This is a genomic window from Streptomyces sp. NPDC001027 (genome assembly GCF_040299045.1).
Classification (GTDB): domain Bacteria; phylum Actinomycetota; class Actinomycetes; order Streptomycetales; family Streptomycetaceae; genus Streptomyces.
In genome coordinates, this window is sequence record NZ_JBEPBI010000011.1 from 18,015 (window position 1) to 33,830 (window position 15,816).

Consider the following 15,816-nt stretch of genomic DNA (forward strand, 5'->3'; position numbering starts at 1 on the left):
TCCCCGGAGGTACCAGAGATGTCGAAGTCCTACGACAGCGTCGGACTGCGCTCGGTCATGCGCTCGGTCGCCTTCCTGTCCGCGGGCGTGCTCGCGGCGCCCCTGCTGACCGGCTGCGGGTCCACCGACGAGGCGGGCCGCCCGCTGGCCCGCCAGGACATCGGCCGGACCGCGCGCGCCCAGGTCGCCGACGGCGGGACGCTGCGCTGGGCCGTGGACGCGACGCCCGAGACCCTCAACACCTTCCAGGCCGACGCCGACGCCGCCACGACCCGGGTCGCGCAGGCCGTGCTGCCGTCGATGTTCCGCATCGACGCGCAGGGCCGGCCGCAGCGCGACGCGGACTACCTGGAGTCCGCGAAGGTCGTCGACACCGAGCCCAAGCAGGTCGTCCTGTACAAGCTCAGCCAGCAGGCCGTGTGGAGCGACGGCCGGGAGATCGGCGCGGCCGACTTCGCCGCCCAGTGGCGCGCGCTGTCCGGGAAGGACAGCGCCTACTGGACCGCCCGCAACGCCGGCTACGAGCGCATCGAGAAGATCGAGCGCGGGGCCGACGACCTGGAGGTCAAGGTCACCTTCAGCCGCCCCTACGCCGACTGGCGCTCGCTCTTCTCCCCGCTGTACCCGAAGGACGTCATGGGCACGCCCGACGCGTTCAACGACGGGGCGCGGCGCAAGCTCAAGGTGACCGCCGGTCCCTTCCTGGTCCAGAAGGTCGACACCAAGAGCCACGAGGTCCGCCTCGCCCGCAACCCGCGCTGGTGGGGCAGACCGGCCAAGCTCTCCGGGATCACCCTGACGGCCGTCGAACGCGACGAACGCGCCTCCGCGCTGGCCGCCGGGAAGATCGACGTGGCAGAGGTGGACCCGGCCACCGCGCAGCGCGTCGACGGCGCGGCGGGCGGCGCGGCCGGACCGCCGGCGGACACCGGCTCCGGGCGGGCCGCCGAGGAGGCCCTGCGGGCGTGGGCCCGCGCCCACGGCCTGACCGACGACATGGCCGAGGCGGAAAGCGAGGCCAAGACCGAGAGCAAGGCCAAGACCGAGAGCAAGGCCAAGGACGCGGACAAGAGCAAGGCCAAGGACGAGAGCACGGACGAGGACGCGGACGAGGGCAAGAACAAGGGCAAGGGCAAGAGCAAGAGCAAGGAGTCGACCGAGGAGGACACGAAGGCCCTCGCCGACCTGCGCAAGACGGTCGCGGCGTTCGTGCGTCAGCAGAAGGCTCTGCGTGACGTGGAGGTGCGCAGATCGCTCGAGCCCGCCTACACGCAGCTGGCCCTGAACGGCGAGACCGGGCCGCTCGCGGACGAGCGGGTGCGGCGGGCCGTGGCCCGGGCCCTGGACCGCGGGGAACTGGCCAAGCTCGTGCTGAAGCCGCTGGGGCTGCCCGCGGAGCCCGTCGGCAGTCACCTCGCCCTCGCCGGACAGGACGTCTACGCCGACAACAGCGGAGCGCTCGGCGACCAGGACGCCGAGGAGGCGCGGGCCCTGCTCGCGGACGCAGGCTGGGTGCTCGGCGGCCCGGTCGAGGAGCAGGGCGAGAAGGCGGCCGGCGCCACGGGGAAGAAGGCCGACGCCGCGGAAAAGAAGGCCGGCGCAGCCTCCGAGGACGACGACAGCGCCTACGTCGTCGGCGAGGACGACAAGGCGCCCGCCGGGACCGGCCGCGGTGCGACGACCCGCGCGGCGGGCAGCGAGAACGCGAGGAACAGCGCCAGGGGCGCGGACGGCGGTCACCGGCTCGCCCAGGACGGCGCGCAGTACCGGCAGGCGCGCCCGGGCGGCCTCCCCGGCGCCTACGCCCCGAAGGGCACCGCCGCCCCGAAGGGCTCCGGTGAGCCGACGGGCACCGCCGCTCCGAAGGGCTCCGCCGCCCCGGCCGGCGCCGCGGGCAAGGCGCTGGCCAAGGACGGCAAGGCGCTCAGCCTGCGGTTCGTGCTGCCGTCCGGGCCGGGATCGGAGTCCCTGGAGACGGTCGCCGTGCGGATCACGAAGATGCTGGCGAAGGTCGGCATCCGCACGGAGATCACCAAGGTCTCGGACGAGAGCTACTTCAAGGACCACATCGCGTCCGGCCAGTACGACCTCGCCCTCTACTCCTGGCCGGCGTCCGCCTTCCCCGCCACCGACGCCCGGCCGATCTACGCCAAGCCGCAGCCGGCCGCCGACGGTTCGCTGAGCGTCGAGCAGAACTACACGCGGGTCGGCACCGACCAGGTCGACCAGCTCTTCGACCAGGCGCTCGCGACATTGGACGAGGGCCGGAGCCGGTCCCTGCTCCGCAAGGCGGACTCACGGATCTGGGCTGCTGCGGGATCGATTCCTCTCTACCAGCGTCCCCAGCTCACGGCGGTGCGCAAGAACGTGGTGAACGTGGGCGCCTTCGGATTCCAGACCCCCGTCTACGAGGACATGGGCTTCCTCGAGAAGAGCGCGAAGACCCCCTCCGGCCAGGCCGCAAGCCCCTCCGCGAGCGCCTCCCGCAAGTGATCGGGACGTGAGCGGCCGGTGACCCCGGCGGCCCTGCGGAGGCCTTCCCCCGCAGGGCCACGTACCATGGGGTGAGGCCGTGGCGTGTCAAGCCCGGCAGGGCCCGCGTAACACAGACGTACGCAGCAGGGTCGCCCTCACACTCCGGGAGAACGCCGCTTTATGGCCACGCGCCACGACATTCGCAACGTAGCCATCGTCGCCCACGTCGACCACGGCAAGACGACTCTGGTCGACGCCATGCTCAAGCAGGCGGGCGCCTTCGCCGCGCACGCCGCCGAGTCGCTCGACGACCGCATGATGGACTCGAACGACCTGGAGCGTGAGAAGGGCATCACGATCCTCGCCAAGAACACGGCGGTGAAGTACCACCCCAAGGACGGGGGGGACGTCGTCACCATCAACATCATCGACACCCCCGGCCACGCCGACTTCGGCGGTGAGGTCGAGCGCGGCCTGTCGATGGTGGACGCCGTCGTGCTGCTGGTGGACGCCTCCGAGGGTCCGCTGCCCCAGACCCGCTTCGTGCTGCGCAAGGCGCTCCAGCAGCGCCTGCCGGTCATCCTGTGCATCAACAAGACCGACCGCCCCGACTCCCGGATCGACGAGGTCGTCAACGAGACCTACGACCTCTTCCTGGACCTGGACGCGGACGAGGAGCAGATCGAGTTCCCGATCGTCTACGCCTGCGCGCGGGACGGCGTCGCCTCGCTGACCAAGCCGGAGGACGGCACGGTCCCGAAGGACAGCGACAACCTGGAGCCCTTCTTCTCCACGATCCTGTCGCACGTCCCGGCCCCCGAGTACGACGAGGAGGCCCCGCTCCAGGCGCACGTCACCAACCTGGACGCCGACAACTTCCTCGGCCGTATCGCGCTGCTCCGCGTCGAGCAGGGCGAGCTGCGCAAGGGCCAGACCGTCACGTGGATCAAGCGTGACGGCTCGATGTCCAACGTGCGCATCACCGAGCTGCTGATGACCGAGGCGCTCACCCGCAAGCCCGCCGAGGTGGCGGGCCCCGGTGACATCTGCGCCGTCGCGGGCATCGCGGACATCATGATCGGCGAGACCCTGGCCGACCCCGAGAACCCGATCGCGCTGCCGCTCATCACGGTCGACGAGCCGGCCATCTCGATGACCATCGGCACCAACACCTCGCCGCTGGTCGGCCGTGGCGGCACCGGCAAGGGCGCCGACAACAAGGCCGCGGTCAAGGACCGCAAGGTCACCGCCCGTCAGGTCAAGGACCGTCTGGACCGCGAGCTGGTCGGCAACGTCAGCCTCCGTGTCCTGGACACCGAGCGCCCGGACGCCTGGGAGGTGCAGGGCCGCGGCGAGCTGGCGCTGGCCATCCTGGTCGAGCAGATGCGCCGTGAGGGCTTCGAGCTGACCATCGGCAAGCCGCAGGTCGTCACCAAGGACGTCGACGGCAAGGTGTACGAGCCCGTCGAGCGCATGACGATCGACGTGCCCGAGGAGCACATGGGCGCCGTCACGCAGCTCATGGGCGTCCGCAAGGGCCGGATGGACAACATGTCCAACCACGGTTCGGGCTGGGTCCGCATGGAGTTCGTCGTCCCCTCCCGCGGTCTCATCGGCTTCCGTACCGAGTTCCTGACCGGTACGCGCGGCACGGGCATCGCGCACTCCATCCACGAGGGCCACGAGCCGTGGTTCGGCACGCTGACGACCCGTAACAACGGCTCGCTGGTCGCCGACCGCGCAGGCGCCGTCACCGCGTTCGCGATGACGAACCTCCAGGAGCGCGGTGTGCTGTTCACCGACCCCGGCACCGAGGTGTACGAGGGCATGATCGTCGGCGAGAACTCGCGCTCCGACGACATGGACGTGAACATCACCAAGGAGAAGAAGCTCACGAACATGCGGTCGTCCTCGGCCGACTCCTTCGAGGCGATCGTGCCGCCGCGCAAGCTGTCGCTCGAGCAGTCGCTGGAGTTCTGCCGCGACGACGAGTGCGTCGAGGTGACCCCGGAGGCGGTTCGCATCCGCAAGGTCGTGCTCGACCAGCGTGACCGCGCCCGCACCGCGAGCCGCGCCAAGCACGGCTGACCGGCCGCCAAGCACGGCTGATCCGCGGGCAGTTCACCGCTCCGGCACCTTCCGCAGCCCGGGTTCCCCCTCACGGGGGCGCCCGGGCTCCGTGCGCGCCCGGCCCGGTCGCCGGGCCCGCCGGCCGCCGCCGGCCGGGCGGGCAGCACCCGCGGCGGCGGCTGTTCGGCCGGTGTTAAGGAACACGTAGGGAAAACCCTTCGTTCTGTGCCCGGAGTCCGCTTCGAGCGACTTTCCCTACTAGCCTGCTGTGTGAACGGAGAGTCCGCGCCGCGTCGGCGCGCCTCCGTGAGCCGCCGGACGCCCCGCGAGGGGCCCGCCGAGCCGGCTGTACGCCCGGGGATGCGGGCGCAAGTGATTTTCCTCCTGTGGCGTCCGGAATGCGGACACTGTTCCCCGATAGATGTGTAACAAGTCCGTTTCGCAGGGATCTTTCTGCTAACTGTTTGTCCGGATTTTGGAAGAAGTACACGCCAGGTGTGATCGAACCGAGACCTCGTGGGTGTGGTTCGGTCAGATTCCATGCCAGATAGTTAGGCGCGTAGAGCTCGGGGTTGACGGGTCATGCGCTGCAGGGGGCGGCGACTCACGAGCCTGCGGGGGTACTCCACCTTCTCCGTCCTCGTCGACCGGGTGAGTGCTGCGTGCTCCCTATTGCGGTGAAAAACAGGACTCACGAGGAGGAAACCCCATGCGTGGTGCCAGAAGCGCCAAGTGGGTGGCGGGGGCTATCGTCATTGCTCTTGCCGCGACTGCCTGTGGTGGCAGTGACGACGACAGCAGCAACAGCGGCAAGGGCTCGGGCAAGGCCGGCGGCACCTTCCGGCTGGGCATCACGGAGCCGGTCGCCATCGACCCGTACAACGCCCAGGAGTCCGAGGGCATCCTGGTCACGGACAACCTCTTCACGGGGCTGTACGAGCCGACCGCCGACGGCAAGGTCATCCCGGCCCTGGCCACCTCCAAGGAGGTCAGCGCGGACGGCAAGACCTGGACCTTCAAGATCAAGCCGGGCACCAAGTTCACCAACGGCGAAGCGGTGGACGCCGAGTCGTTCATCCGCGGCTGGAACCGTGTGGTGCAGAAGACGGCGGCTTCCGACGTCGCCTACCACCTGGCCGGCATCGCGGGCTTCGACGACGTCCAGGCGGGCAAGGCGACCACCATGTCCGGCCTCAGCGCCCCGGACGCCAACACCCTCCAGGTGAAGCTCTCCGCCCCGGACTTCGAGTTCTACGTCAAGACCACGCACACGGTCTTCAGCCCCGTCCCGAAGGTCGCGGGCGACGCGAAGAACAAGACGTACAACGAGGCGCCGATCGGCAACGGCCCCTTCAAGATGCAGGGCTCCTGGCAGCACAACACGTCGATCACGCTCGTCCGCAACGACAGCTACGGTCTGACCAAGGCCAAGCTCGACGAGGTCAAGATCTCGATCCTCAACTCCAACAACGGCGTCACGCTGGAGTACCAGGGCTTCGAGGCGGGCACCTTCGACTGGGCCCGTATGCCCACCCCGCAGCTGCCGGCCGCCAAGGCCAAGTACGACCCGCAGGGTGAGTGGATCGACGAGAACACGAACGGGATGAACTACCTTCTCCCGATCACCGAGAGCGGTCCGATGAAGGACCCGAAGGCCCGCGAGGCCGTCTCGTACGCGATCGACCGGGACGCCATCATCAAGGGCGTCTTCCAGGGCATGCAGACCAAGTCGACGACGATCCTGCCGCCCGCCTTCGCCAGCGTGTACCAGAAGGACCTGTGCCAGTCCTGCATCAAGCAGGACCCGGCCAAGGCCAAGCAGCTCGCGAAGGAGGCCGGTCTCACCCCCGGCACCACCATCGACCTGGGCTACAACACGGGCGCGGGCCACGAGGAGTGGATCCAGGCCGTCAAGCAGCAGCTGGAGAAGGTCCTCGGCCTGAAGGTGAAGACCACCGGCAAGCCGTTCGCCGAGCTGCTCGCCGACCAGCAGAAGCCGGGCGCGACGGGCCTGTACCGCTTCGCGTGGGGCGCGGACTACCCGACGCCGGACAACTTCCTCTTCCCGCTGCTCGACACCGCGTCCATCAACAAGGACGCGTCGGGCAAGGTCACCGGTGACAACCGCGGCCGCTACAGCAACAAGGCGTTCGACGCCCTGCTCGCCAAGGCCCGCGCCACCGAGAGCGAGGCCGGCCGCAACGACCTGTACAAGCAGGCGGAGAAGATCGCCATGGACGACATGGCCCTGATCCCGCTGTGGAACCGCACCCAGCTGCGTCTCGCCAACACCAAGAAGTTCGCCGACATCAAGATGGACTTCCACGAGGACCCGAACCTCGCTGAGATCAGCCTGAAGTAACCGGGCGCCGCGTGACGCGGCGTCTGGAGACGGGGGCCGTGGGAACCGAGACGCACTCTCGGATGCCACGGCCCTCGACGACCGTCGGGAGCGGTGTGATCCACTCTCCCGCCCCTTACCCCTACCGCCCCACCAACCTGGGGGGAGGGAGCTGCCAGGAAGCGGCAGCGAGGCAGAGAGGCAAGTCATGGGAAGGTATGTGGTCCGCAGGCTGGGCCAGTTGGTCGTCGTCGTGCTCGGAGCGACGATGATCCTGTTCGCCTGCCTGTTCGTGCTCCCGGGTGACCCGGTCGGGCAGATCGCGGGCAGCGACAAGGCACGCGACCCCGCGGTGATCGCGCAGCTGCACAAGCAGTACGGACTCGACGACCCGCTGATCGTGCAGTACGGCAACTACGTGGGCAAGCTCGTCCAGGGAGACCTCGGCGAGGACTACACGCAGGGCCGGCCGGTCTCCGAGATCCTCGGTCCGAAGCTGGCCAACACGGCCAAGCTGGCGATCGCGGCGATCGTGCTCGACATCCTCATCGGCATCTCGGTCGGTGTGCTGGCGGCGATGCGCAGATACTCGATCTGGGACGTGTCGGCGACCTTCATCACGACGCTGGCGATCGGCGTCCCCTCCATCGTGCTCGGCATGATCATGCAGCGCGTCTTCGTCATCGAGCTGGGCTGGTTCCCGCTGATCGCCGACGACAGCTTCAACTCGCTCGTCCTGCCGGCCGTGACGCTCGCGATCATCGACGCGGCACTCGTCGCCCAGCTGGCCCGCAGCACGATGCTCGAAGTCCTTGGCGCCGACTACGTCAAGACGGCCGTGGCCAAGGGCCTTCCGCGGCGCACGGTGCTCTCGCGGCACATCCTGCGCAACTCGGTCATCCCCGTGATCACCTATCTGGGCATCTCCTTCGGTGGTCTCCTCGGCGGAGCGATCATCACCGAGACGATCTTCAACTGGAACGGCATCGGTCTCGCGCTGATCCAGGCGATCCAGCAGAACAACAACCCCGTCATCGTGGGCGTGGTGACCATCAGCGTGGCGGTCTTCGTCGTGCTGAACCTGGTCGTCGACCTGCTGTACGCCGCTCTGGACCCGCGTATCCGACTGGCCTGACCCGTAGGGCCGCCCCCATCTAGGAGTCACACCATGACCGAACTCGCCACAGGCGCGGGCGAGCCGAAGACGGCCGACCCCGTCTCGGCCTCCAAGGACGCCGAACCCAGCGTCGTCAGGGTCAGCCAGTGGTCCGACATCCGGCACCGCTTCGTGCAGAACAAGCTCGCCGTGCTCGGCCTGGCCATCATCGTCGTACTGATCCTCGCCGCGATATTCGCGCCCCTGCTCGCGCCGCACGACCCCCTCGAGCAGGACCTGAACGCGACCCTGCAGCCCCCGGGCGCGGGACACTGGCTCGGCACCGACTCGCTCGGCCGCGACCAGCTCTCCCGCCTCATCTACGGCAGCCGCATCGCCATGATCGTCGGTCTCGCCTCGATCCTCGTCGCGATGACCCTCGGCATCCTCTTCGGCGCGCTGGCCGGCTACTACGGCCGCTGGCTGGACACCGTGATCATGCGCGTGGCGGACATCTTCTTCGCCTTCCCGCTGCTGATCGGCGCCATCGTCATCATCCTGCTCATGGGCCGCGGCGTGATGCCGGTGGTCCTGTCGCTGGGCATCTTCTCCTGGGCGACGTTCGCCCGGCTGCTGCGCAGTCAGATCCTGTCGGTGCGCGAGATGGACTACGTGCACGCGGCGAAGGCGCTCGGCGCGAGCCAGGGCCGGATCATCCGCAAGCACATCCTGCCCAACTCGCTGACCTCGGTGCTGGTGTACGGCACCAGCAACGTCGGCATCGCGATCGTGGCCGAGGCGTCGCTGTCCTACCTGGGCGTCGGCGTCGACCCCGAGGTCGCGGAGTGGGGCAACATGATCGCGGCCGGCCGCGGGTTCATGGGAGTCAAGGACTTCATGTGGACCTACCCCAGCATCGCGATCGTCATCACCGCGCTGGGCTTCATCCTGCTGGGCAACGGCCTTCGCGACGCGCTCGACCCGAAGCTCCGGTGATCCGCAGCCATGAGTCGAACCCCCTTGAGCAAGCAAGACGAAGGTGATGGCATGACCAGCCTGGAGCAGGCTCCCTCGAACGCCGGACCGGACGGGTCCGCGCCTCTTCTCGAAGTCCGCGACCTGCACGTGGAGTTCAAGGTCCGTGACTCCGTGACCAAGGCGGTCAACGGCGTCAACTACAGCGTCAACGCGGGCGAGACGCTCGCCGTGCTGGGCGAGTCGGGCTCCGGCAAGTCCGTCACGGCGCAGGCCGTCATGGGCATCCTGGACAGCCCTCCCGGGCGGATCAGCAAGGGCGAGATCTTCTTCCAGGGCCAGGACATCCTGAGCCTGCCGGAGAGCGAGCGGCGCAAGCTGCGCGGCGCCAAGATGGCGATGATCTTCCAGGACGCGCTGTCGTCCCTCAACCCCGTGCTGTCCGTGGGCTTCCAGCTGGGCGAGATGTTCCGCGCCCACCAGGGCATGTCCCGCAAGGACGCCAAGGCCAAGGCCATCGAGCTGATGGACCGGGTGCGCATACCCGCCGCGCGTCAGCGCGTCGGCGACTACCCGCACCAGTTCTCCGGCGGCATGCGCCAGCGCATCATGATCGCCATGGCGCTGGCGATGGAACCGGACCTGATCATCGCCGACGAGCCGACCACCGCGCTCGACGTGACGGTCCAGGCCCAGGTCATGGACCTGCTCGCGGAGTTGCAGCGCGAGTACCAGATGGGTCTGATCCTCATCACCCACGACCTCGGCGTGGTCGCGGACGTGGCCGACAAGATCGCGGTCATGTACGCCGGCCGCATCGTCGAGACCGCGCCGGTGCACGAGCTGTACAAGCGGCCCGCGCACCCGTACACCCGCGGTCTGCTGGACTCGATCCCGCGCCTGGACCAGAAGGGCCAGGAGCTGTACGCGATCAAGGGTCTGCCGCCCAACCTGCTGAACATCCCCTCCGGCTGCGCCTTCAACCCGCGCTGCCCCAAGGCACAGGACATCTGCCGTACGGAGGTCCCGGCGCTGCTTCCGGTGACCGAGCCGGACGGCGCCGAGCTGGTCGGCCGAGGTTCGGCATGCCACTTCTGGAAGGAGACGATCCATGGCTGAGCTCAGCAAGAACGACGAGCGCCAGGACGCCACACCGAACGTCTCCGAAGTGGAGGCCGTCGACGTGCAGTCGGAGACGGAGGCCGTCGCAGCGCTCGACGCCCCCGTCGAGCGCGGTGAGCCCATCCTCCAGGTGCGCAACCTCGTCAAGCACTTCCCGCTGACCCAGGGCATCCTGTTCAAGCGTCAGGTCGGCGCGGTCAAGGCCGTCGACGGCGTCTCGTTCGACCTGCACCAGGGCGAGACCCTGGGCATCGTCGGCGAGTCGGGCTGCGGCAAGTCGACCGTCGCCAAGCTCCTGATGAACCTGGAGCAGGCCACCGCCGGCGAGATCTTCTACAAGGGCCAGGACATCACCAAGCTGTCCGGGCGCGCCCTGAAGGCCGTCCGGCGCAACATCCAGATGGTGTTCCAGGACCCGTACACCTCGCTGAACCCGCGGATGACGGTGGGCGACATCATCGGCGAGCCGTACGACATCCACCCCGAGGTGGCCCCGAAGGGCGACCGGCGGCGCAAGGTCCAGGACCTGCTGGACGTCGTCGGACTCAACCCGGAGTACATCAACCGGTACCCGCACCAGTTCTCCGGCGGACAGCGCCAGCGCATCGGCATCGCGCGCGGTCTCGCGCTCAACCCGGAGATCATCATCTGCGACGAGCCGGTGTCGGCCCTGGACGTGTCGGTCCAGGCGCAGGTCATCAACCTGATGGAGCGACTGCAGGAGGAGTTCAACCTCTCCTACCTCTTCATCGCGCACGACCTGTCGATCGTCCGGCACATCTCCGACCGGGTCGGCGTGATGTACCTCGGCAAGATCGCCGAGATCGGCTCCGACGAGCAGATCTACGAGCACCCGACGCATCCCTACACCCAGGCGCTGCTGTCGGCTGTGCCGGTCCCCGACCCGGCGGCCCGCGAGCACCGCGAGCGGATCATCCTGGCCGGTGACGTCCCCTCCCCGGCCAACCCGCCCTCCGGCTGCCGCTTCCGCACCCGCTGCTGGAAGGCCGAGGACAAGTGCGCGCAGGAGGCTCCGCTGCTCGCGATCCCGGAGCGGTTCAAGGGCTCCGACTCGCAGGCCGCCCATGAGTCGGCGTGTCACTTCGCCGAGGAGAAGGACGTCGTCGGCGCGGCCTGACGCCGAGCCGAGTTCTCACGCCCGATCGCGGCCTCCGACAGCCAAGCCCGTGCTGTCGGAGGCCGCGGCCGTCACCGCCCCTTTCCCGCCCCGTTCCCCGCTCCCCTTTCCGGCCCCCCGTTTCCCGACCCGATGTCCGCCCGCGCCGGCCGGACACGGGCCGCCAAGGCCAAGGACGACACGATGCTGCACCACGTCGAGCTGTGGGTCCCGGACCTGCCCCGGGCGTCGAGGGAGTGGGGCTGGCTGCTGGGCGGTCTGGGCTACGAGCTCTACCAGGACTGGGACCGGGGCCGCAGCTGGCGGCTCGGTCCGACGTACCTCGTCGTCGAACAGTCCCCGGCGATGAAGGACGGCGACGGCGGCCACGACCGGCTGCGGCCCGGCCTCAACCATCTCGCCTTCCACGCCGCGAGCCCGTCCGCTCTCGACACGCTCGTGGCGCAGGCCCCCGCGCACGGCTGGACGCCCCTGTTCGCCGAGCGGTACCCGCACGCGGGCGGCCCGGAGCACTACGCGGCCTACCTGGAGAACTCCGACGGCTTCGAGGTCGAACTGGTGGCCCCACGCCCCACGGCCACCGACGCGCCCCACCCCACCCCCGCCTGACCCCCACCCGCCGACCTTCCACGCCACCCGCAGCCCCGCGCCCCACCCGCAGCCCAGAGTCCTACCCGTCGGCCTGCCCACGGCCTACCCGTCGGACTGCGTACCGGATGGGCGCTCGCGCGCCTGCGCGTGGTCCGCTTGTTCGTGTCCCGCACGCCCGCCGAGGTCTCGGCCGCCGGCCTGCCGCCCTGCGCGCGTGCGGGGGCGCTTCGGGGCGGGTCCCGCCCGCCCCTCCCCGTGCCGTGCCCGCGGCTGCCGCCCTTCGTGCGCCCGTTCGGCGGGCGGGCCCGCGGTGCGTCGATGCACCCGTACGGACGGGTGAAAGTGCGTCGAATCGCTTATGTGCGGATATCGCCTGGTAAAGGATCAGGTGACAGGGCGACAGGCGCGCAGTCAACGAGGAGGCATCCCATGCGTGGAGCCACGCACGCCAAGTGGGTCGTATGCGCGGCCGCGGCAGCGCTCACGGCGACGGCCTGCGGCAGCGGGGGAAGCGACAGCGGGGGCGGCAGCGGCGACGGCAGCGCGGTCCTCAGCTCCTCCTGGGGTGACCCGCAGAACCCGCTGGAGCCCGCCAACACCAACGAGGTGCAGGGCGGCAAGGTCCTCGACATGATCTTCCGGAGCCTGAAGCGCTACAACCCGGAGACGGGCGCGGCCGAGGACATGCTGGCCCAGAAGATCGACACCACGGACTCGCAGAACTTCACCATCACCGTCAAGACCGGCTGGACGTTCAGCAACGGCGAGAAGGTCACGGCGAAGTCGTTCGTCGACGCCTGGAACTACGGCGCGAGTCTGAAGAACAACCAGAAGAACGCGTACTTCTTCGAGTACATCGACGGCTACGCCCAGACGCACCCTGCCGAGGGCGGCAAGCAGACCGCCGACACCCTCTCCGGGCTCAAGGTCGTCAACGACCAGACCTTCACCGTCAAGCTCACGCAGAAGTTCTCCACGTTCCCCGACACGCTGGGCTATCCCGCCTTCGCCCCGCTGCCGCAGTCCTTCTTCAGCGACCACGCCGGCTGGCTGGAGAAGCCGGTCGGAAACGGCCCCTACACGATCGCGTCCTACACCAAGGGCTCCCAGATGGAGCTGAAGAAGTGGGCCGACTACCCGGGCGAGGACAAGGCGCAGAACGGCGGGGTGACCCTCAAGGTCTACACCGACAACAACACCGCCTACACCGACCTGATGGCCGGCAACCTCGACCTGGTCGACGACGTGCCCGCCGCCCAGCTCAAGAACGTGAAGGCCGACCTGGGCGACCGGTACCTCAACACGCCGGCCGGCATCATCCAGACCCTGGCCTTCCCGTTCTACGACAAGCAGTGGAACACCGCGGGCGCGCAGAAGGTCCGCACCGGCCTGTCCCGGGCGATCGACCGCGATCAGATCACCGACACGATCTTCCAGAAGACCCGCACCCCCGCCACCGACTGGACCTCCCCGGTGCTCGGCGAGGAGGGCGGCTTCAAGGAAGGCCTGTGCGGGGACGCCTGCGAGTACGACCCCGATGCCGCGAAGCAGCTCATCAAGGAGGGCGGCGGCCTCCCCGGCGGCCAGGTGAAGATCAGCTACAACGCGGACACCGGGTCGCACAAGCAGTGGGTCGACGCGGTCTGCAACTCGATCAACAACGCCCTCGACAACGACAAGGCCTGCGTCGGCAACCCGGTCGGCACCTTCGCCGACTTCCGCAACCAGATCACCGACCGGAAGATGAGCGGCCCGTTCCGCGCGGGGTGGCAGATGGACTACCCCCTCATCCAGAACTTCCTCCAGCCGCTCTACTACACGAACGCCTCCTCCAACGACGGCAAGTGGTCGAACAAGGACTTCGACACGCTCGTCAACCAGGCGAACGCCGAGACCGACACCGCCAAGGCCGTGGAGACGTTCCAGAAGGCCGAGGAGGTCGTCCGCGACAACATGGCCGCCATCCCGCTCTGGTACCAGAACGGCAGCGCGGGCTACTCGGAGCGGCTCTCCAACGTCAAGCTCAACCCGTTCTCCGTCCCGGTCTACAACGAGATCAAGGTCAGCTGACCCGCCGTGGGCCGGTATGTGATCCGGCGTCTGCTCCAGATGATCCCCGTGTTCGTCGGGGCGACGCTGCTGATCTTCCTGATGGTGAACGTGATGGGCGATCCCATCGCCGGCCTGTGCGGCGACCGGCAGTGCGACCCGGCCACCGCCGCCCAGCTGGAGAAGGAGTTCGGCCTCGACAAGCCGGTGTGGCAGCAGTACCTGACCTACATGGGGAACGTCTTCACCGGAGACTTCGGTACGGCGTTCAACGGCCAGCCGGTCACCGAGCTGATGGCGTCGGCGTTCCCCGTCACCATCCGGCTGACGATCGTCGCGATCCTCTTCGAGATCGTCATCGGCATCGCCCTGGGCGTCGTGACGGGCCTGCGCCGGGGCCGGCCCGTCGACACCGGCGTGCTGCTGCTGACCCTCGTGGTGATCTCCGTCCCCACCTTCGTCACCGGTCTGCTGCTGCAGCTGCTGCTCGGCGTGGAGTGGGGCTGGATCAAGCCGTCGGTCTCCTCGGACGCCGAGTTCGGCGAACTGATCGTGCCGGGGCTGGTGCTGGCGTCCGTGTCGCTGGCGTACGTCACCCGGCTGACCCGCACCTCGATCGCGGAGAACAAGCGGTCCGACTACGTCCGCACGGCCGTCGCCAAGGGGCTGCCGCGCCGCCGGGTCGTCACCCGGCATCTGCTGCGCAACTCCCTCATCCCGGTGGTCACCTTCATCGGCACCGACATCGGGGCCTTGATGGGCGGTGCGATCGTCACCGAGCGCATCTTCAACATCCACGGCGTGGGCTTCCAGCTCTACCAGGGGATCCTCCGCCAGAACACCCAGACCGTCGTCGGCTTCGTGACCGTCCTCGTCCTGGTGTTCCTGGTGGCCAACCTGCTCGTCGACCTGCTGTACGCCGTACTCGACCCGAGGATCCGCTATGTCTGAGCCGCCGCCGGAGCATCATCTGCCGGGCGCCGGCCGCACCCCGGAGGACGGCGCCATCGCCGACACCGGCATGGGCGGGGCGATGGACCTCGCCACGGCGGAGGGGGAGACGCTGGAGAAGACCCCGGACGGCCCGCAGGGGCCCGGCCCGACCGAGAAGGCCCGCTCCCTGTGGTCCGACGCCTGGCGGGACCTGCGCCGCAACCCCGTCTTCATCGTCTCCGCCCTGGTCATCCTGTTCCTGGTGTTCATCTCCCTGTGGCCCGGATCCATCACCTGGCTGAGCCCCCTCAAGTGCGACCTGTCCAAGGCCCAGGAGGGGTCCCAGCCGGGCCACCCCTTCGGGTTCGACGGTCAGGGCTGCGACGTCTACACACGCGTCGTCTACGGCGCCCGTACGTCCGTCACGGTCGGCGTCCTCGCCACGCTCGGCGTCGCGCTCCTCGGCAGCGTGCTCGGCGGGCTGGCCGGCTTCTTCGCCGGGTCGGGGGACGCGGTCCTGTCCCGGATCACCGACGTCTTCTTCGCCATCCCCGTCGTCCTCGGCGGCCTGGTCCTGCTCTCCGTGGTGACCAGCAACACGGTCTGGCCCGTCATCGGGTTCATGGTGCTGCTCGGCTGGCCCCAGGTCTCCCGCATCGCCCGCGGCTCGGTGATCACGGCCAAGCACAACGACTACGTCCAGGCGGCCCGCGCCCTCGGCGCCTCCCACTCCCGGCTGCTGCTGCGGCACATCACGCCCAACGCGGTGGCCCCGGTGATCGTCGTGGCCACCATCGCGCTCGGCACGTACATCGCGCTGGAGGCGACCCTGTCCTACCTCGGCGTCGGTCTGAAGCCGCCGACCGTCTCCTGGGGGATCGACATCTCCGCCGCCTCCCCGTACATCCGCAACGCCCCGCACGCCCTGCTGTGGCCCTCGGGCGCCCTGGCCCTCACGGTCCTGGCCTTCATCATGCTCGGCGACGCGGTCCGCGACGCCCTCGACCCGAAGCTGAGGTGACGGGC

11 protein-coding genes are annotated in these 15,816 nt (G+C 69.0%); all 11 read left to right on the forward strand.

What is annotated here, in order from left to right; all coding sequences use genetic code 11:
* The first annotated feature begins 18 nt into the window (after positions 1 to 18).
* The 11 genes from ABT300_RS05900 (at position 19) to ABT300_RS05950 (ending at position 15,811) form a co-directional block, all read left to right on the forward strand.
* Entirely contained in the window at positions 19 to 2,493 is a 2,475-nt protein-coding gene (locus tag ABT300_RS05900; protein WP_351672566.1) for an ABC transporter family substrate-binding protein, read from the forward strand.
* 162 nt (positions 2,494 to 2,655) lie between these two features.
* On the forward strand, positions 2,656 to 4,563 hold the full coding sequence (gene typA, locus ABT300_RS05905) for a translational GTPase TypA (protein ID WP_351672568.1): 1,908 nt from the start codon (positions 2,656 to 2,658) through the stop codon (positions 4,561 to 4,563).
* Between the two features lie 691 nt (positions 4,564 to 5,254).
* On the forward strand, positions 5,255 to 6,907 hold the full coding sequence (locus tag ABT300_RS05910) for a peptide ABC transporter substrate-binding protein (protein WP_351672570.1): 1,653 nt from the start codon (positions 5,255 to 5,257) through the stop codon (positions 6,905 to 6,907).
* 187 nt (positions 6,908 to 7,094) lie between these two features.
* Entirely contained in the window at positions 7,095 to 8,021 is a 927-nt protein-coding gene (locus ABT300_RS05915) for an ABC transporter permease (RefSeq protein ID WP_351672572.1), read from the forward strand.
* A gap of 33 nt (positions 8,022 to 8,054) precedes the next feature.
* Positions 8,055 to 8,978: an ABC transporter permease gene (locus tag ABT300_RS05920; protein ID WP_351672574.1), complete on the forward strand. Its 924-nt coding sequence runs from the start codon at positions 8,055 to 8,057 to the stop codon at positions 8,976 to 8,978.
* Positions 8,979 to 9,029: 51 nt separating this feature from the next.
* Complete coding sequence (locus ABT300_RS05925; protein ID WP_351672576.1) at positions 9,030 to 10,076, forward strand: ABC transporter ATP-binding protein; 1,047 nt, start codon at positions 9,030 to 9,032, stop codon at positions 10,074 to 10,076.
* Complete coding sequence (locus ABT300_RS05930; RefSeq protein WP_351672578.1) at positions 10,069 to 11,217, forward strand: ABC transporter ATP-binding protein; 1,149 nt, start codon at positions 10,069 to 10,071, stop codon at positions 11,215 to 11,217. The genes ABT300_RS05925 and ABT300_RS05930 overlap by 8 nt, the downstream gene beginning before the upstream one ends.
* A gap of 183 nt (positions 11,218 to 11,400) precedes the next feature.
* Positions 11,401 to 11,826 carry a VOC family protein gene (locus ABT300_RS05935; RefSeq protein WP_351672675.1) on the forward strand — a complete coding sequence of 142 codons (426 nt, stop codon included), beginning with the start codon at positions 11,401 to 11,403 and terminating at the stop codon, positions 11,824 to 11,826.
* A 411-nt stretch (positions 11,827 to 12,237) separates the two neighbouring features.
* Complete coding sequence (locus ABT300_RS05940; RefSeq protein ID WP_351672580.1) at positions 12,238 to 13,878, forward strand: peptide ABC transporter substrate-binding protein; 1,641 nt, start codon at positions 12,238 to 12,240, stop codon at positions 13,876 to 13,878.
* 6 nt (positions 13,879 to 13,884) lie between these two features.
* Positions 13,885 to 14,808 (forward strand): ABC transporter permease, encoded by a 924-nt coding sequence (locus tag ABT300_RS05945; RefSeq protein WP_351672582.1) that lies wholly within the window; start codon positions 13,885 to 13,887, stop codon positions 14,806 to 14,808.
* On the forward strand, positions 14,801 to 15,811 hold the full coding sequence (locus ABT300_RS05950) for an ABC transporter permease (protein ID WP_351672584.1): 1,011 nt from the start codon (positions 14,801 to 14,803) through the stop codon (positions 15,809 to 15,811). Before ABT300_RS05945 ends, ABT300_RS05950 begins: the two co-directional genes overlap by 8 nt.
* Positions 15,812 to 15,816 lie beyond the last annotated feature (5 nt).